Raw genomic sequence first — 17,347 nt, 5'->3', positions numbered from 1 at the left:
CCATTCATACCTTTTCAAAGAAATTTAAACTTCATTGCAGTTTTTTATGTGATCTCTATCACATAAAAAGACGCCATAACCAATCGTTTGCGTGGTTACAACTGTTTCAATTTCGTAAAATTAGGTAAAAGGCTGGTCTCCGTTCATACTGCTCTTTAGAATCAAGCCATTCGCTTTTTATACTGCGCTTTGTTAAGGAATTCTCATGCTCAAATCAACACTGGCGGCTGTCGCAGCTGTGTTTGCTCTTTCTGCCGTTTCCCCTGCTGCGCTGGCAGCCAAAGGGGACCCTCACGTTCTGCTGACCACCTCTGCCGGGAATATTGAGCTGGAACTGAATAGCCAGAAAGCTCCGGTTTCCGTGAAAAACTTCCTCGACTATGTGAACAGTGGTTTTTATAACAACACCACTTTCCACCGCGTGATCCCTGGCTTCATGATTCAGGGCGGCGGTTTCAACGAGCAGATGCAGCAGAAGCAGCCGAACCCGCCGATCAAAAATGAAGCGGACAACGGCTTGCTGAACAAGCGCGGCACGATTTCCATGGCACGTACGGCGGATAAAGACAGCGCCACCAGCCAGTTCTTCCTCAACGTGGCGGATAACGCCTTCCTCGACCACGGCCAGCGCGACTTCGGTTACGCGGTCTTCGGTAAAATTGTGAAAGGGATGGACGTGGCGGATAAGATTTCTCAGGTTCCTACTCATGACGTCGGCCCGTACCAGAATGTGCCGTCCAAACCGGTCGTGATCCTCTCCGCAAAAGTACTGCCGTAACCCTCTTTGACACGGGCGGCGCTCGCCCGTGTAATGCCCCCTCCCTGCGAAAGCGCGTTTTGCTGCTTATACTTGTGGCAAACGGACTATTCAGGGAGGCGTTAAGTGAAAAAACTCACCGACAAGCAAAAATCCCGTATTTGGGAGCAGCAGCGTAACGTCAATCTTCAGGCCAGTTGTCTCCTTGAAAAAGGTCATGGTCCTTCAGAACCCCATATTGAGACGCTGGAGCTCGGGCCTTCCGCGCCCGGTTTACCCCATCTTTGCCTTATTCACCGCCATCTGTATCGCAAAGAGCTGAAGCGGGCGGGCGAATACCGTACCGACGATATTTTTAAAGGTGACATTCCTTTCTGCCACTTCGAGTACATCGAGAAGATGGGCAATGAATTGATGGCGGACCTGGAAAGCGAAAAGTATCTGGTGGGTCTTCAGAAAGAAACCTTTGTGAACAGAGTTAGTCACTACTACTGTGAAATCAATATGCTGCATCCTTTTATGAGCGGCAATGGTATTGCCCAACGGGTCTTCTTTGAGCAGCTGGCCATTCATGCCGGGTATATGCTGGACTGGCGGGGTATCGATCCCGAGCAGTGGGTGGCGGCGAACCGAAGCGGCGCCACGGGCGATTTGACTGCGCTGAACGCTGTCTTTGCCAAAGTAGTGAGCGAAGCGCGGGAATCTGAGTAGAATAGGGCGGCATTTTTTTCGGGAGCCGCCATGATTCTGCTGATTGATAACTACGATTCCTTCACCTGGAACCTTTACCAGTATTTTTGTGAGCTGGGAGCAGAGGTGGTTGTCCGCCGTAACGATGACGTGACTCTGGCCGATATTGCGACGCTGGCTCCGCAGAAAATTGTGATTTCACCCGGCCCCTGCACGCCGTCGGAATCGGGCGTGTCTCTGGATGTTATCCGGCGCTATGCTGGCAAGCTGCCCATTCTGGGCGTCTGCCTGGGCCATCAGGCCATTGCCCAGGTATTCGGCGCCACCATCGTGCGTGCCGCGAAAGTGATGCACGGAAAAACGTCGCCGGTCACGCATACCAGTACCGGGGTATTCACGGGGCTCAATAATCCCTTAACCGTGACGCGCTACCATTCGCTGGTGATTGACCCGCCGACGCTGCCAGACTGTTTTGAGGTGACCGCCTGGAGCGATACGCAGGAGATCATGGGGATTCGCCACCGCGAGTGGGATCTTGAGGGCGTGCAATTCCATCCGGAAAGTATCCTTAGCGAGCAAGGGCATGACCTGCTGGCTAATTTCTTCCATCGCTGAATATCTGTTGCCTTGCTGTGATTTTTTATGCATATTTTGTGATTATATTTTCACAATCAATGTGACATAAAATGGATGGGCATGACATGGCAACTGAACAACCAGCAATTACCCGCGCAACATTCGATGAAGTGATTCTGCCGATTTATGCACCGGCTGAGTTTATCCCGGTTAAGGGGAAAGGCAGCCGCGTCTGGGATCAGCAGGGAAAAGAGTATGTGGATTTCGCGGGCGGTATTGCGGTCACGGCGCTGGGTCATTGCCATCCTGCGCTGGTGGAGGCGCTGAAAACCCAGGGCGAAACCCTGTGGCACACCAGTAACGTATTCACCAACGAGCCGGCGCTGCGTCTGGGCCGCAAAATCATTGATGCCACGTTTGCCGAGCGTGTGCTGTTTATGAACTCCGGCACCGAAGCCAACGAAACCGCCTTTAAGCTGGCGCGCTATTACGCGACGACACGTCACAGCCCGTACAAAACCAAAATCATCGCCTTCCACAACGCCTTCCACGGGCGCTCGTTCTTTACCGTCTCCGTCGGCGGCCAGCCGAAGTATTCCGACGGCTTTGGCCCAAAACCGGCCGACATCGTCCATGTGCCGTTTAACGATCTGCATGCGGTGAAAGCGGTGATGGACGACCACACCTGCGCGGTAGTCGTGGAGCCAATTCAGGGCGAAGGCGGCGTGACGGCGGCCACCCCGGAATTCCTGCAAGGGCTGCGCGCGCTGTGTGATGAGCATCAGGCGCTGCTGGTGTTTGATGAAGTGCAGTGCGGAATGGGACGTACCGGCGATCTGTTCGCTTATATGCACTACGGCGTGACGCCGGATATTTTGACCAGTGCCAAAGCGCTCGGCGGTGGTTTCCCGGTGAGTGCGGTGCTGACGACTCAGGAGATCGCCTCTGCGTTTCATGTCGGTTCGCACGGCTCAACCTATGGCGGTAACCCGCTGGCGAGCGCCGTGGCGGGTGCGGCATTTGATATCATCAATACCCCGGAAGTGCTGAACGGCGTGAACACGAAGCGTGAGCTGTTCGTAAAACATCTGCAAAAGATCAATGACCAGTATGATGTGTTCAGCGAAATCCGTGGCATGGGTCTGCTGATGGGTGCCGAGCTCACGCCACAGTACAAAGGCCGCGCCCGCGATTTTCTGCATGCTGCCGCCCACGAAGGGGTAATGGTGCTGAATGCGGGGCCAGACGTGATGCGTTTCGCACCGTCGCTGGTGGTGGAAGATAAAGACATTGAAGACGGGTTAACCCGCTTTGCCGCGGCGGTCGCGAAGATCGTTAAAGGCTAATACTCGGTTCGTTTTAACCGGCGCGTTAACCAAATGCCATGATGCGGACGCTGACGCCATGCCACCGACGAAATGGTGTGCATGGTGTTCAGGTGGCCCAGCACGCGCTGCAAATGCTGCTCCAGGGTGCTCATCGGCCCGTGGGTCAGCGTTTCCGGCGCTTCCAGAATGTTCGAATCCCCCGACTCACCCGGCGCGTCATACTCCAGACGCTGCTGACACCTCTGCAGGGCGATTTCACACGACTGCAAATAACGCTGCGCCAGATCCGGCGTCAGCATCGTGTGCTCGCGCGCCAGGGTGGTCATGGCGTTAATATGCTCGACGATAAACTGGCTATGCGTGACCCAGAGCTTCATGTCCGCCAGATAGTGCGCGTTAAAGCCTGGCTCCTGCATCGCCTGGTTGAGCGAGTTAAACAGGGCGTTGTGCGCCTGATTAACTTTCATCCGCTGATACGCCAGCGGGGAGGGCTGCGGGTCGTCGCTCAGGATCAGACGAATGGCCTGCTGGTCAGCCTCCAGCGCGTCGTGGGCGTTCTGGCGCAGCAATCCGCTTTGCCACTGCGGCCACAGCCAGACCATGCCACCAAAGGCAATCAGACAGCCAATCAGCGTATCGATCAGGCGGGCAACGATAAACTGTTCGCCGTTTAGCGTAAGCAGCTGAAGGGTATATACCGCCGTCACCGTAAAGCCCACCATCGCCCAGCCGTAGTTTTTGCGGATAATCAGGTAACTCACCAGCGTAATCACCAGCATCCCTGCCAGGGTATACCCCTCGGGAACGTGGAAGTGTAGCGTTACGCCCGCAATAATCAGCCCCGCCATCGTGCCGCCTGCCCGGTGCAGAATACGTACCCGCGTGGCGCCGTAGCCGTTCTGGGTGACAAACAGCACGGTCATTAAGATCCAGTACGGTTTAGGCAGATGCAGCGCCATGCCCATCAGACTGGCGATACTGAGCATAACGCTAATCCGCGCGGCATTGCGCAGGGCAGAAGACTTAAGCGAGAGATAGCTTCTGAGTGCTGGCAGGAGCGGCAGACGTTTTTGCTTATCCGCCATCAGGTCGCGGGGATACAGCGGGCGCTGGGTGCGCAGCACGCGGGCAATGCGGCTGAAGTGCCAGGCGGCAAACTGGCCGACCGGGTTATCCGGATGCTGACGAGCAATTTTCTCCAGCGCGCCGAGCTGTTTATCCATGTTAAAGCGCGTGGGGTAGCGGTGATAGAGAATGTCGTCCGCCAGCACCCGCAGGCGCGCGGAGACGGTCTGCGCATTCCAGCGGATCACCGCCTCGGCGTGGCTGCGCTCGACCAGCTTTTGCACCTCTTGTGGGTGATGAAGGCTCACGGAGATATGCTCCTGCAGATCCAGCCCCACCTGGAAAGTGCGCAGCAGGCGTTTATATTCGTGATTCTTGTTGGCGGCGAGCATATGCAGCTGCTGATAGCACTGGCTTATCAGATCCACCACCTTTTGCTGGCGCGTCAGCAGCGGCGGTAAGGATTTTTCCGGGTCGGTATGCTGGGTCAGCAAGGTGTATTTGGCTTCGCAGTAATCCGCAAGCTGCACATACAACAGGCTCAGAGATTCACGCAGCGGCTGTTCCCGCCACAGCCAGAACCAGAACCAGTTAAACAGCCCGTACCACAGCGTGCCGAGGGCATAGATCAGCAGCGGCTCCCACACCGGCATATTCCCGGCGAGGCTCAGTGTGAAGATGGCGGCAATCAGTGAAGCGGGAAGCAGGCGGGCGTGCAGGGAACTGATTTCTGCGGTAACACCGAGGCTCATCGCCAGTACGGTTAGGATCAGCGGCAGCGGAATATCGCGCGCCAGTAAAAGCTGCACGGCGAGGCTACAGCCAGCAAACAGCGAACCGCCAACGATCAGGCGTTTGAAAAAGCGTTTATGCGGCGTGTCCAGACCGGCGATGTTGCAGCAGGCGGGAACGAGAGAAAACAGCAGACCCTGCTGGAGTTGTCCCAGAAGCAGGCCCACGGCCACAGGAAGGCACAACACCAGCGTTTGTCGCAGTGCGTAATTAACTTCCGGGTGATAGATCAGCCTGCGCCACATGGGGAATAGAGACAAAAACGGCGTGACACCTTGCGATGGCACGCCGTTTGAGCGGAATTAACGCGTTCCGTAGACCACGATGGTTTTACCGTGGGCAGAGATCAGGTTCTGATCTTCCAGCATTTTCAGGATACGACCCACCGTTTCGCGGGAGCAACCGACGATCTGACCAATTTCCTGACGGGTAATTTTAATTTGCATGCCGTCCGGGTGGGTCATGGCGTCTGGCTGTTTCGCCAGGTTCAGCAGGGTCTGCGCGATACGACCGGTGACGTCCAGGAAGGCGAGGTTACCCACTTTCTCGGATGTGACCTGCAGACGACGCGCCATCTGGGAAGAAAGACGCATCAGGATGTCAGGGTTTACCTGAATCAACTGACGGAATTTCTTGTAAGAAATTTCAGCCACTTCACATGCTGTCTTTGCACGAACCCAGGCGCTACGTTCCTGGCCTTCTTCAAACAGGCCCAGTTCACCGATAAAATCGCCCTGGTTCAGATAAGAAAGGATCATCTCTTTCCCTTCCTCATCTTTGATCAGCACTGCCACCGAGCCTTTGACGATGTAATACAACGTTTCCGCTTTTTCACCCTGGTGAATCAGCGTGCTCTTCGATGGGTACTTATGAATGTGGCAATGAGACAAGAACCATTCGAGAGTCGGGTCTGTTTGCGGTTTGCCAAGCACCATGCGCTGTTATCCTCTGTTATAAGCTGTCACCAGAGTCATCAGATGCATCCGGACTCTGGGGTTGCAATCGAATTCTTACCCATACCCTGGGAAGTCGGCTGTCGTAACGTTTCGCAGCCAGTAAAGTTTGATGTCCTCTGCATACATGTGTAACGTCAATGTATTACTGTAGCATCCTGAGTGTTTTAGCATAGCTTTCGCCGCGTGTCTCCTGGTGTCTCGCTTCAGCATGATGCAGGTCGCCTTCCGTTGCGAGAAATGTAACGCACGCGTAATCTGTCACCGAAAATGCAACGTTGGAGTTAAAGAATATGCAAGCGCGCGTGAAATGGGTTGAAGGTTTAACGTTCCTGGGCGAATCCGCGTCAGGGCACCAGATTTTGATGGACGGTAACTCCGGCGATAAAGCCCCCAGCCCAATGGAAATGGTGCTGATGGCGGCGGGTGGATGCAGCGCGATTGACGTGGTGTCGATTCTGCAAAAAGGTCGTCATGACGTGACGGATTGCGAGGTTAAACTCACCTCAGAACGTCGCGAAGAGGCGCCACGCCTGTTCACCCACATTAATCTGCACTTTGTGGTCACCGGTAAAGCGCTGAAAGACGCGGCGGTTTCGCGTGCGGTGGATCTGTCTGCGGAAAAATACTGCTCTGTGGCGTTAATGCTGGAGAAAGCGGTAAAAATCACGCATTCGTATGAAGTGATCGAGGCTTAATCTTTTGGCGGGTGGCGCTTCGCTGACCCGCCCTACAAAAGCATGAACCCAGGCCCGGTAAGCGCAGCGCCACCGGGCAGAACAACTCACGCAATCTGCTTCCCTTCCATCAACCGCTCCACCAGCGGCGTCATGATGAGCTCCATCGCCAGCCCCATTTTTCCGCCTGGTACCACTAACGTATTCATGTGCGAAATAAACGAGCCCTGCAGCATCGCCAGCAGCCAGGGGTAATCAATGCCTTCGAGATTGCGGAAGTGGATTACCACAAAGCTCTCGTCCAGCGACGGAATGGTTTTCGCCGCGAACGGGTTAGAGGTGTCCACCGTCGGCACGCGCTGGAAGTTAATGTGCGTGCGGGAGAACTGTGGCGTGAGGTAGTTGATGTAGTCTTCCATGGAGCGCACCACCGAATCCATCACCGCTTCGCGCGAATGGCCGCGCTCGCTCATGTCGCGCGTCAGCTTCTGGATCCACTCCAGGTTTACGATAGGCACCACGCCAACCAGCAGATCCACATGACGCGCCACGTCATGCTGTGGGGTGACTACGCCGCCGTGTAATCCCTCATAAAACAGCACATCGGTGGGTTCCGGCAGCGGCTGCCAGGGGGTAAAGGTGCCCGGCACCTGATTCCACGGCACAGCTTCATCATAGGTATGCAGATACTTACGCGATTGCCCTTTGCCGCTCTGACCGTACTCCAGGAAGGTTTGCTCAAGAAGGCCAAAGTCATTGGCTTCGGGACCGAAATAGCTGATGTGTTTACCCAGATCGCGCGCCTTACGGATCGCCATGTCCATTTCAGGTCGCGTATAGCGGTGAAAACTGTCGCCTTCGACCTCCGCCGCCCGGAGATTCAGTTGGGCGAAAATCTTACGAAACGCGAGGCTGGTGGTGGTCGTTCCCGCACCACTCGACCCCGTAACGGCAATAATGGGATGTCTGGCAGACATAGCAACTCCCTGACTGAAAAGGTTGGAAGGTCAGCCGTGAAACGCGTTGCGGGGCATGATGTTGACCGTCTCATGCAGTTCTGACCACACCAACACCACGTCGCCGCTTTTCAGCTGGCGTTTAACATCGTTGACCTTCTGCTCGAGTGAGCGTTCATGTTCACCATAATCGGTGCCTTCACGTAATACAAAGCTTTCGATCAGATTATCGAGCGTTCCGGGAGACAGATCCTGCCAGGGGATGATCATTTTGCACCGTCCAGATAAGGAGTAAGCCAGTCAGGAATACGCGCCTCCAGCCACATTTTCGGGCGGCGCAGCGTCCCGCCAATAAACCCAACGTGGCCGCCATGTTCAGTCAACTGATAGTGAACATTGTCGGGAAGGAATTCCTGCGCGGGAATAGAGTGATGATCCATAAAGGGGTCATCTTTGGCGTGAATAATCAGCGTCGGCTGGGTGATTTTGCTGAGCAACGGCATGGCGCTGCACTGACGGTAATAGTCGATCGCATCGGCGAAGCCGTGAATTTTTGCGGTGATCAGATCGTCGAATTCACGAATGCGGCGCACCTTTTTCAACTGGCGCAGGCTGACCGGCAGGGTATCCGGGTAAGCCTTCAGCTTACGTGCGGCGTTGGCTTTCAGCAGGTTGAGCAGATAGCGCTGATAGACGCGGGAAAACCCTTTATCCATATGGTAGCTGCACTGCTCCAGCATAAACGGCGCGGAGACAATCACTGCGGCATTGAGCGGTACGCTGTCGCCCTCTTTGGCCAGCAGGCAGGCGAGCATATTTCCGCCCAGCGAATACCCCACGGCCGCCGTTGGCACGGTGCCATAGTTTTCCCGCAGCCAGTGTAAAAACCAGGTTCCGTCTTCGGTTTCACCCGAGTGATAGATGCGTTTCTGACGATTTGGCTCGCCGCTGCAGCCACGAAAATGCATCACCACCCCGAGCCAGCCGCGCGCTTTTGCTGCCTCAATCAATCCATGCGCATAAGGGCTGTGCAGACTCCCTTCCAGACCATGAAAAACCACCAGACGCGGCTTATGACGTGCCTGCTCGGGGTCTTCGCTCCAGGCGAGATCCAGAAAATCACCGTCTGGCAGGTCAAGCCGCTGCCAGTGCGGCGTGAACTGAACCTTACGGCGGATCAGCCGTGGCAGCATGGTCTGCAAATGGCAGTTGGACACACCGCGCATGGGCACGAACTCGGTGCTGTCTTCGGCTGCAATGTCGAAGTCTGTTGGAATGATTTGGGTCATAAGCGCGATGCTGATTCTTGTCGGAAATTAACGATACTTTCCGAATTGTACCCCGTTTAGCCTGGTTTTCCGAAACATGAACTGATCCCGATCACAAATCTTTACCGTGATTATTACTCTCAGGCTAATGATTCCGCTCTACGCTTAATTGATGCCTTTCCCACCAGAGCGCACACTTTACTCAACGTTAAGCAAATCAAAATGATTAGCTGAATCAGGAGGTTAATAATGTTATCTGGGCAAACACCCACCCGGCAATGGAACACGCGACGCAGCGAAAAAGCGCGTCGTCTGGCGTCCGTACCGGTGCAGGGCAAGGTACTGCCAACCGGCGACCTTGTCGCCATGCTGGAAAAACTGATCGCCCCTGGCGATAAGGTCGTTCTGGAAGGTAACAACCAGAAGCAGGCCGATTTCCTTTCACGCTCGCTGGCTGAAGTGAACCCGCAAATTGTCCACGATCTGCATATGATCATGCCGAGCGTCGGCCGTAGCGAGCATCTGGATATCTTTGAGAAAGGCATCGCCCGCAAGCTGGACTTCTCCTTCTCCGGGACGCAGAGCCTGCGAATCTCCCAGTTGCTGGAAGATGGTCAACTCGAAATCGGCGCTATCCATACCTATATCGAGCTCTATTCACGCCTCTACGTCGACCTCTCGCCCAACGTGGCGCTGATTGCGGGGTTTAAAGCAGACCGCAAAGGCAACCTCTACACCGGGGCGAGCACCGAAGATACTCCGGCACTGGTGGAAGCCGCGGCCTTCCACGACGGGATTGTGATTGCGCAGGTGAATGAACTGGTGGACGACGAATGCGACCTGCCGCGCGTCGATATTCCGGGCTCCTGGATTGACTATGTTGTCGTTGCCGACAAGCCATTCTTTATCGAACCGCTGTTTACCCGTGACCCGCGCCTGATCAAACAGGAACACATCCTGATGGCGATGATGGCGATTAAGGGCATCTACGCGGAACATCAGGTGCAGTCCCTCAACCACGGGATCGGTTTTAACACCGCAGCGATTGAGCTGCTGCTGCCGACCTACGGTGAACAGCTCGGCCTGAAGGGCAAAATCTGTAAGCACTGGACCCTGAACCCGCACCCAACGCTGATCCCGGCAATTGAAAGCGGCTGGGTGGAAAGCGTGCACTGCTTCGGCGGCGAACTGGGGATGGAAGAGTACATCCGCGCCCGTCCGGACATCTTCTTTACCGGTGCCGACGGCTCCATGCGTTCCAACCGTGCGTTCTGTCAGCTGGCCGGTCAGTATGCGGTCGATATGTTTATCGGCTCAACCCTGCAGGTTGATGGTTACGCCAACTCCTCAACGGTGACACGCGGTCGTCTTTCCGGCTTCGGCGGTGCGCCAAACATGGGGCACGACCCACATGGTCGTCGCCACGCTACACCGGCCTGGCTGAACATGATCACCGAACCTGACCCGATGCAGCGCGGTAAAAAACTGGTCGTGCAGATGGTGGAAACCTTCCAGGCGGGCGTAAAGCCGACCTTTGTGGAAAAGCTTGATGCTGTTGACGTGGCAAAAGCGTCCGGGATGCCTCTGGCGCCGGTCATGATATACGGCGACGACGTGACGCACGTGCTGACGGAAGAGGGGATTGCTTACCTCTATCGCGCCAAAGATCTTGAGGAGCGTCGTGCCATGGTCGCCGCTGTGGCGGGGATTACCGATATCGGCCTGGGCGTGGATGCTAAACGCGTGGCGGAACTGCGCCAGAGCGGCAAGGTTGTTTATCCGGAAGATATGGGTATTCGCCGCACCGACGCCACCCGCTCTCAGCTGGCGGCGGGCAGCGTGTCAGACCTCGTTGAATGGTCCGGCGGTCTGTACAACCCACCTGCGAAATTCCGGAGCTGGTAATGAAACTTCTGCCCCAGATTCAGGTTGAAGGCGGTGCCGAATGGCTGGCGCGAACCGCCACGCAGTGTCTGATTGACGAAGCACGATTAAGCCCGAAACCCGGTCTGGTGGACAGTCGGGGGAACGGTGCGCACCACGATTTATCCCTTGCGCTGATGGAGCGCTCCGCGCGCAGCCTGACCCCGACGTTTCAGGCGCTGGCGCAGCAAAGCTGGCTGCGTCCGGCAGATATTGCGCTTCGGCAAACCGTTGGCCGTCTTGGTCGCGAAGGCGAGCAGCAGATGATGGCTGCAACGTGTGGCGTAAACACCCATCGCGGCGCGATTTGGGCGCTGGGGTTGCTGGTCAGCGCGGTGGCGATGCTGGGCGGGGAAGCCAGGGCGCACGACGTCGCCCGCACCGCCGCGCAGCTGGCGAAACTCCCTGACGAGGCGGCGCCGAAAGTGTTCAGCAAAGGCCTTCGCGCCACGCACCGCTACCGCGTACCGGGTGCACGCGAAGAGGCTCAGCAGGCGTTCCCGCACATTATGCAGCGCGCGTTGCCGCAGCTTCGCCTGAGCCGTCTCAACGGCAGCAGTGAAACGCACGCCAGGCTTGACGCGCTGATGGCGATCATGACGTCGCTTACCGACACCTGCGTGCTGTCGCGCGCCGGGCTGGAGGGGCTGGACGCCATGCAGGACGGTGCCCGTGCGGTACTGAACGCCGGAGGTTGTGCAACGGCTGCAGGCCAGCAGGCGCTGGCGAACTTAGACCGTCAGATGCTGGCGCTAAACGCCTCCCCAGGCGGCGCTGCTGACCTGCTTGCTGCCACGCTGTTTCTCGATCGCGTCGAAACGCCTTATTCAAAGCATTAAGAGGATGTTATGGAAAAAATCACATTGACCGTGCCAGCCAGCCGCGCGTTAAGCGGCAGGGCCCTGGCAGGGGTAGTCGGTTCCGGGGATATGGAGGTGCTCTTCAACGCCGAACCGGGCCAGACGTTAACCATTGATATCACCACCTCCGTCGACAACAGCCGGGGTCGCTGGGAGGCACTGTTCAACCGCCTGCAAACGGTCAGTAGCCTGCCAGCAGGAAAACTGACCATTCATGATTTCGGCGCGACGCCGGGCGTGGCTCGCATTCGTATCGAACAGGTTTTTGAGGGGGTGAGCCATGCGTGATGACAGCAGCTTTATCGAATTGAAAGCACGCCAGCGTGCGCAGGCCCTGCTCGATGAGGGTAGCTATCGCGAACTGCTGGATCCGTTTGAAGGCATTATCTCTCCGTGGCTTGGGCCACAGGGCATTGTTCCGCAGGCGGACGACGGCATGGTGGTGGCGAAAGGCACGATCAACGGTCAGCCAGCCGTTGTGGTCGCCATTGAAGGTGCGTTCCAGGGCGGCAGCATGGGTGAAGTGTCCGGTGCCAAAATGGCGGCGGCGCTGGAGCTGGCGGCAGAAGATAACCGCAACGGCATTCCGACTCAGGCTGTGCTGTGCCTCGAAACCGGCGGCGTTCGTCTGCAGGAGGCGAACCTGGGTCTGGCCGCCATTGCCGATATCCACGCGGCGATTGTTGACCTGCGTCGTTACACGCCCGTTATCGGGATTGTCGCAGGGACCGTGGGCTGCTTCGGTGGGATGTCCATCGCGGCGGCGCTGTGCAGCTACCTGATTGTGACCCGCGAAGCGCGTCTCGGACTGAACGGTCCGCAGGTCATCGAGCAGGAAGCGGGGATTGAAGAGTACGACTCCCGTGACCGTCCGTTTATCTGGAGCATGACCGGTGGCGAAGTGCGCTATCAAAGCGGGCTGGTTGACGCGCTGGTCGGTGACGGTATCAACGCGGTGAAAGCGGCGATGAACGACGCGATTGCCAGGGGCGTACCCGCGAAACACCGCACCGATAACTACGACGATTACCTGAACCGTCTGACGAATTTCGACACCCGCAAACAGGCCGATGCCGAACAAATTAACGCGCTTTTTGCCCGGGAGGTGAAATGATGACTAACGCAATAAGCCGTGGCGAACTCTGGATGACTCTGCTCGCGCCGAATGTAAAACGTGTGGAAGGGCTTTGCCCGTCCGTGCAGGCGGCAGACGGCGAACTGAACGGTGAGGCGGTGCGTTTTGTTGCCGTGGTGCCGGATGCCCACAACCATTTCCCGCGCGCGGCGAAAGGGGAAGTTGGTCTGCTGGAGGGCTGGACGCTGGCGAAAGTGGTGAGCGAAACCGTGGCCGAGGATGCCAGTAAGTCCATGAAGCGTCCGATTGTGGCGGTGATTGACGTCCCAAGCCAGGCCTATGGCCGTCGCGAAGAGGCGTTTGGTATCCACCAGGCGCTGGCGGGGGCTGCCGCCGCGTATGCGAATGCGCGTCTGGCCGGTCATCCGGTGATTGGGCTTATCGTCGGTAAAGCGATGTCCGGCGCATTTCTGGCGCATGGCTACCAGGCTAATCGCCTGATTGCTTTCAACGATAAAGGGGTGTTGATCCACGCGATGGGTAAAGAGTCTGCGGCGCGCATTACGTTGCGAACCGTCGACGCGCTGGAAAAACTGGCGGCCACCATTCCGCCGATGGCCTATGACATCAGCAACTACGCCACCCTGGGGCTGCTTTCAAACCTGCTGGACATCAGCAACCCGGATGCCCCCTCCGATAACGATCTGGCGCAGGTGAAAACCACCCTGCAACAGGCCATCAGTGACGCTCGTCAGGACACCACGTTGAACAATCGTCTGGGTGCTGACAACCGCCGCAGCTCTGCCCTCGTACGCGAACGCATGCGGGCAAGCTGGTAAGTAAAAAGAGACCTGCCAGATGCACGACACCGCGGACGTAACCGTTACGTCCGCGCGGGAACCTGCATCCTGAAAATAATAATCATCGCGCCAGTGCTTAAACTTTTTTACTACAGGTGAATTATGACTTACGTAATTGTTCATGCTCTTGCACCGATTTTCGTCATCATGCTGCTGGGATTCTGGGCCGGTAAGGCAAAGATGGTCGATAACAAAAACGTTTCCCTGCTTAATATTTTCGTGATGGATTTTGCACTGCCTGCCGCGCTGTTCAGCGCCACCGTGCAAACGCCGTGGACCGGCATTGTGGCCCAGTCGCCGCTGATTCTGGTACTGACCCTGGCGATGTGGATAACCTATGCGGCCATCTACTTCCTCGCCACCGGCGTCTTTAAAAAATCGCCGCAGGATGCCGCCGTGCTGACGCTGACCGTCGCCCTGCCAAACTATGCGGCGCTCGGCCTGCCTATTCTGGGCAGCGTGCTGGGTGAAGGTTCATCGACATCACTGTCTGTTGCGGTCTCCATCGCCTGCGGTTCGGTGCTGATGACCCCGTTCTGCCTGCTCATTCTGGAACGTGAAAAAGCGCGCACCGAAGGGAATAACTCTGGCTCAACGCTCTCCATGCTGCCGGTGCTGATGTGGCGTTCGATTAAAAAACCGATCGTGATGGGCCCGCTGCTGGGTGTCATTTTGTCCGCCATCGGTATCAAAATGCCGGAACTGGTGCTGGCGGCGATTAAACCGCTGGGGCTGTCCGCGACCGCTGCAGCGCTGTTCCTGACCGGGGTGATCCTCTCTGCCCGTAAGCTGCAGATCAACACCATGGTGATCACGTCAACTATCGCCAAGCTGCTGATTCAGCCTGCGATTGCCTGGGGTATCGTTTTACTCTTTGGTCTGCACGGTTCCGTGGCGATCACCGCTATCCTGATGATTGCGCTTTCTGCGGGCTTCTTCGGTGTGGTGTTCGGTAACCGCTTTGGCGTGCAGTCTCCGGATGCGGAAGCCGTACTGCTGTTAAGCTCCGTACTGTGTATCCTGTCGCTGCCGCTGTTTATCTCGCTGACCTCAGGAATGTAATCATGACCATAACATTACGCCCCCACGACCTCATCTGGCTTACCGCGCGAGACGCGCTGGAAGGCATCACCGACGACTGGGTGGAGGCGGCCTGGCATACCGGTTTGCCGGTCGTAGTGCGGCGTGATGTTGATAACGCTGGCCGTATTCCCGTTGGCGTGCGCGGCCTGCGCCGCGACCAGCGGGCAGCCGGATGGGTGAAACCAGAACACGTAACGCGTGTGGTGTCACCCGAATCACTGAGCGTAACGGCGGATCTGCTGCGCTCGCCCTTTGTGACGCAGCCACCGGTACAGGTGGCGCTACAACTTTCTCAGCAGCTGTGGCCATGGTCGTGGGGCATTACCGGCAGCACTGGCTATGCGCTGGCGACCGGTATTCCGGTTATCCACGCCGACAGCGATCTCGACCTGGTGATCCGCGCCCCTCAGCCGATTTCCCCTGATGCGTTTACCGCATGGCAGTCGCAGTTGAGCCGCGCATTGTGCCGGGCGGATACGCAGGTCGATACACCCGAAGGGGGATTTGCGCTGGCGGAGTGGCTGCGCGACGGCAAAACGCTGCTGAAAACGCGCCGCGGACCGCGTCTGGTAACGGACCCGTGGCGCAGGGAGGAGTAATGAAAATACTGTTTACCTTTCCGGGGCAGGGCACGCAGCATGAAGGTATGCTGCATAACCTGCCGGGAACGGCGTTGGCTCAGGCGCGTAAGGTACTGGGAAGCGAAGTCGATACGCTGGACAGTGCAGCCTCGTTACGCCACACCCGCGCGGTTCAACTTTGTCTGTTGATTTCAGGCGTGGCCTGGGCACGCGAGCTTGAACGTCGCGGCGTGACGCCGGATATCGTCAGCGGGCTGTCCATTGGCGCATACCCGGCGGCGGTTATCGCGGGCGCGCTGGATTTCACCGACGCGCTTAGGCTGGTCGCGCTGCGTGGCGATTTAATGGAGCAGGCATATCCGCACGGCTATGGCCTGACGGCGATTATGGGGTTGGCCCTGTCGCAGGTGGAACAGCTTATCGAAGGCACGGGCACGTATATCGCGAACCTGAACGCCGAAACGCAGATTGTGATCGCCGGACGCGATGACGGGATGGCGCAGGTAGCCGAGCGCGCGCTGGCGAAAGGGGCGAGCAAGGCCAAACGACTGGCGGTCAGCGTACCATCGCACTGCGCGCTGCTGGCGGAGCCGGCGCAGAAGCTGGTGGCGGCGTTTGAAAAAGTGACGCTCTCTCGCCCACGCTTAGCGTATCTTAGCGGCAGCACCGGCCGCGTGCTGTGGCAGCCGGAGAAGATCGCCGACGATCTGGCGATGAATATGGCCCGCACCGTGCGCTGGCAGGAGGCAGTCATTTCCGCCAACGAACGCGACGCGCGACTGGCTATTGAGATGCCGCCCGGCGGCGTGCTGACCTGCTTAACGCGACAGGCGGCGTGGGAAGGGGAGTCTATATCGCTGGAACGCAGCGGGGTGGATGTGGCGGTGCATCTGGCGGGTCGGATTCGAGCGTAGATTTTTCGCCCGGTAAGGCGCAGCCGCCACCGGGCAATAACATCAGGCACCTTCCTGCAAGCTGCGCGCATACATCCGCCCTTCGGCGGCCAGTGCGCGCAGGCTGGGATCCTGCTCGCGGTTGCGGGCAAAGACGATGGCGATCAACTGCTGCATCTGATACGGCTGCGCCAGCTTCAGTAGCTGCACCGAATTTTCATACACTTTCTTCATCCTCCCCGGCATCAGCGTAAAACCGACCCCCGCCTGCACCAGGCTCAGCATTGAGAAAATGTCATTCACGCGAGTGACGATCTCCGGTTCGAATCCGGCGATATGAAACGCCTCCTGAAACCCGGCGTAGGTCGCAAACCCTTCTGCCAGCGAGACAAATTTCTGGTGTTTGTAATCACGAAGATCCGCTGGCCCATGGGCGTTCAGCGTGGCGGACGCGGGCGCGGCAAGGAAAATGTCGTCGTGAAACAGGGGCAGTACTTCGAGGCTGTTACGGTCGATATCGCTTTCGGAGATGGAGATCAATATGGCGTCCAGCGACCCTTCGTCCAGCATGTGTAGCAACGTGTCGTTAGAGCCCATCGTCAGATCCATCTCCAGATCCGGACGGCGTAATTTCATGCCCATAATCAGGCGCGGTACGGTTTCCAGGGTGAGCGAGTAGAGCGTACCGACGCGCAACCGACCCTGGCCGATACCGGCGATTTTGCGCGACTCTTCCAGCCCGCGCTCCATCACCTGCATGACTTCCTGGCAATATTCCAGCAGCGTCCAGGCGGAAGGCAGCGCAATCAGATTGCGCCCCTTGTGGGTAAAAAGCGGGCAGCGCACGTTCTCTTCCAGCGTGTGCAGCGCGCGGTGCACGCTGACACCGCTCAGCCCGAGCGTTTCGGCGGTACGGGCGATATTCCCTTTCTCCATGAAGGTCATGAAGATGCTGAGTTTGCGGAATGTAATCTCGCTCGTGGTATCGAAACGCATAACCCTCCCGGTGT

At 57.4% G+C, this 17,347-nt stretch carries 19 protein-coding genes; 13 read left to right on the top strand and 6 right to left on the bottom strand.

Translation table 11 applies throughout. The features are described from left to right. Positions 1–205 precede the first annotated feature (205 nt). The 4 genes from ppiA (at position 206) to argD (ending at position 3,369) form a co-directional block, all read left to right on the top strand. Positions 206–778 carry a peptidylprolyl isomerase A gene (gene ppiA, locus ACOTXR_RS18720; RefSeq protein ID WP_014885514.1) on the top strand — a complete coding sequence of 191 codons (573 nt, stop codon included), beginning with the start codon at positions 206–208 and terminating at the stop codon, positions 776–778. Between the two features lie 105 nt (positions 779–883). Further along, positions 884–1,468, top strand: a complete 585-nt coding sequence (locus ACOTXR_RS18715; protein ID WP_014885513.1) for a putative adenosine monophosphate-protein transferase Fic — start codon at positions 884–886, stop codon at positions 1,466–1,468. Positions 1,469–1,498: 30 nt separating this feature from the next. Then, positions 1,499–2,062: an aminodeoxychorismate synthase component 2 gene (pabA, locus tag ACOTXR_RS18710; protein ID WP_058690268.1), complete on the top strand. Its 564-nt coding sequence runs from the start codon at positions 1,499–1,501 to the stop codon at positions 2,060–2,062. Between the two features lie 86 nt (positions 2,063–2,148). Then, positions 2,149–3,369, top strand: coding sequence for a bifunctional acetylornithine/succinyldiaminopimelate transaminase (gene argD / locus ACOTXR_RS18705; protein ID WP_172971182.1), 1,221 nt, complete (start codon positions 2,149–2,151; stop codon positions 3,367–3,369). On the opposite strand, the gene ACOTXR_RS18700 is transcribed toward argD, so the two are convergent. Together ACOTXR_RS18700 and crp are read right to left on the bottom strand one after the other, a co-directional pair. Then, positions 3,366–5,453 (bottom strand): YccS/YhfK family putative transporter, encoded by a 2,088-nt coding sequence (locus ACOTXR_RS18700; RefSeq protein WP_045268735.1) that lies wholly within the window; start codon positions 5,451–5,453, stop codon positions 3,366–3,368. The genes argD and ACOTXR_RS18700 overlap by 4 nt on opposite strands. A gap of 57 nt (positions 5,454–5,510) precedes the next feature. Continuing rightward, on the bottom strand, positions 5,511–6,143 hold the full coding sequence (gene crp, locus ACOTXR_RS18695) for a cAMP-activated global transcriptional regulator CRP (protein WP_000242758.1): 633 nt from the start codon (positions 6,141–6,143) through the stop codon (positions 5,511–5,513). A gap of 311 nt (positions 6,144–6,454) precedes the next feature. Here crp and ACOTXR_RS18690 point away from each other — a divergent pair, with 311 nt between their 5' ends. Continuing rightward, complete coding sequence (locus ACOTXR_RS18690; RefSeq protein ID WP_014885509.1) at positions 6,455–6,859, top strand: OsmC family protein; 405 nt, start codon at positions 6,455–6,457, stop codon at positions 6,857–6,859. Between the two features lie 86 nt (positions 6,860–6,945). Here the strand turns inward: ACOTXR_RS18690 and ACOTXR_RS18685 are convergent, their stop codons facing one another. From ACOTXR_RS18685 to ACOTXR_RS18675, 3 genes are read right to left on the bottom strand one after another with little or no spacing between them, the layout of a single operon-like run. Further along, positions 6,946–7,815, bottom strand: coding sequence for a phosphoribulokinase (locus ACOTXR_RS18685; protein WP_014885508.1), 870 nt, complete (start codon positions 7,813–7,815; stop codon positions 6,946–6,948). Between the two features lie 30 nt (positions 7,816–7,845). Continuing rightward, positions 7,846–8,064, bottom strand: a complete 219-nt coding sequence (locus tag ACOTXR_RS18680; protein ID WP_058690266.1) for a YheU family protein — start codon at positions 8,062–8,064, stop codon at positions 7,846–7,848. Beyond that, positions 8,061–9,083 carry a hydrolase gene (locus ACOTXR_RS18675; RefSeq protein WP_023331471.1) on the bottom strand — a complete coding sequence of 341 codons (1,023 nt, stop codon included), beginning with the start codon at positions 9,081–9,083 and terminating at the stop codon, positions 8,061–8,063. The genes ACOTXR_RS18680 and ACOTXR_RS18675 overlap by 4 nt, the downstream gene beginning before the upstream one ends. Before the next feature lie 228 nt (positions 9,084–9,311). Here ACOTXR_RS18675 and mdcA point away from each other — a divergent pair, with 228 nt between their 5' ends. The 8 genes from mdcA to mdcH all read left to right on the top strand — a co-directional run bounded on the left by mdcA (position 9,312) and on the right by mdcH (position 16,358). Beyond that, the gene (gene mdcA, locus ACOTXR_RS18670; protein ID WP_058690265.1) at positions 9,312–10,967 is read left to right on the top strand and encodes a malonate decarboxylase subunit alpha; all 1,656 of its coding nucleotides are present in this window, start codon (positions 9,312–9,314) and stop codon (positions 10,965–10,967) included. Continuing rightward, positions 10,967–11,824, top strand: coding sequence for a triphosphoribosyl-dephospho-CoA synthase (locus ACOTXR_RS18665; protein WP_023337899.1), 858 nt, complete (start codon positions 10,967–10,969; stop codon positions 11,822–11,824). The genes mdcA and ACOTXR_RS18665 overlap by 1 nt, the downstream gene beginning before the upstream one ends. Positions 11,825–11,833: 9 nt before the next feature. Next, positions 11,834–12,133 carry a malonate decarboxylase acyl carrier protein gene (mdcC, locus tag ACOTXR_RS18660; protein ID WP_058690264.1) on the top strand — a complete coding sequence of 100 codons (300 nt, stop codon included), beginning with the start codon at positions 11,834–11,836 and terminating at the stop codon, positions 12,131–12,133. After that, on the top strand, positions 12,126–12,959 hold the full coding sequence (locus ACOTXR_RS18655) for a biotin-independent malonate decarboxylase subunit beta (RefSeq protein WP_014885503.1): 834 nt from the start codon (positions 12,126–12,128) through the stop codon (positions 12,957–12,959). Before mdcC ends, ACOTXR_RS18655 begins: the two co-directional genes overlap by 8 nt. Further along, the gene (gene mdcE / locus ACOTXR_RS18650; RefSeq protein WP_058690287.1) at positions 12,959–13,759 is read left to right on the top strand and encodes a biotin-independent malonate decarboxylase subunit gamma; all 801 of its coding nucleotides are present in this window, start codon (positions 12,959–12,961) and stop codon (positions 13,757–13,759) included. The genes ACOTXR_RS18655 and mdcE overlap by 1 nt, the downstream gene beginning before the upstream one ends. A gap of 123 nt (positions 13,760–13,882) precedes the next feature. Then, positions 13,883–14,842, top strand: coding sequence for an AEC family transporter (locus ACOTXR_RS18645; RefSeq protein WP_023331468.1), 960 nt, complete (start codon positions 13,883–13,885; stop codon positions 14,840–14,842). A gap of 2 nt (positions 14,843–14,844) precedes the next feature. After that, positions 14,845–15,462 carry a malonate decarboxylase holo-ACP synthase gene (locus tag ACOTXR_RS18640; protein WP_058690263.1) on the top strand — a complete coding sequence of 206 codons (618 nt, stop codon included), beginning with the start codon at positions 14,845–14,847 and terminating at the stop codon, positions 15,460–15,462. Next, positions 15,462–16,358, top strand: coding sequence for a malonate decarboxylase subunit epsilon (mdcH, locus tag ACOTXR_RS18635; protein WP_058690262.1), 897 nt, complete (start codon positions 15,462–15,464; stop codon positions 16,356–16,358). Before ACOTXR_RS18640 ends, mdcH begins: the two co-directional genes overlap by 1 nt. Positions 16,359–16,400: 42 nt before the next feature. Here the strand turns inward: mdcH and ACOTXR_RS18630 are convergent, their stop codons facing one another. Continuing rightward, positions 16,401–17,333 carry a LysR family transcriptional regulator gene (locus ACOTXR_RS18630; RefSeq protein ID WP_058690261.1) on the bottom strand — a complete coding sequence of 311 codons (933 nt, stop codon included), beginning with the start codon at positions 17,331–17,333 and terminating at the stop codon, positions 16,401–16,403. Positions 17,334–17,347: the final 14 nt, after the last annotated feature.

The organism is Enterobacter cloacae complex sp. IR53030, from assembly GCF_049238365.1.
GTDB classification, from domain to species: Bacteria; Pseudomonadota; Gammaproteobacteria; order Enterobacterales; family Enterobacteriaceae; genus Enterobacter; species Enterobacter kobei.
This window is presented reverse-complemented; position numbering and strand designations above follow the sequence as displayed.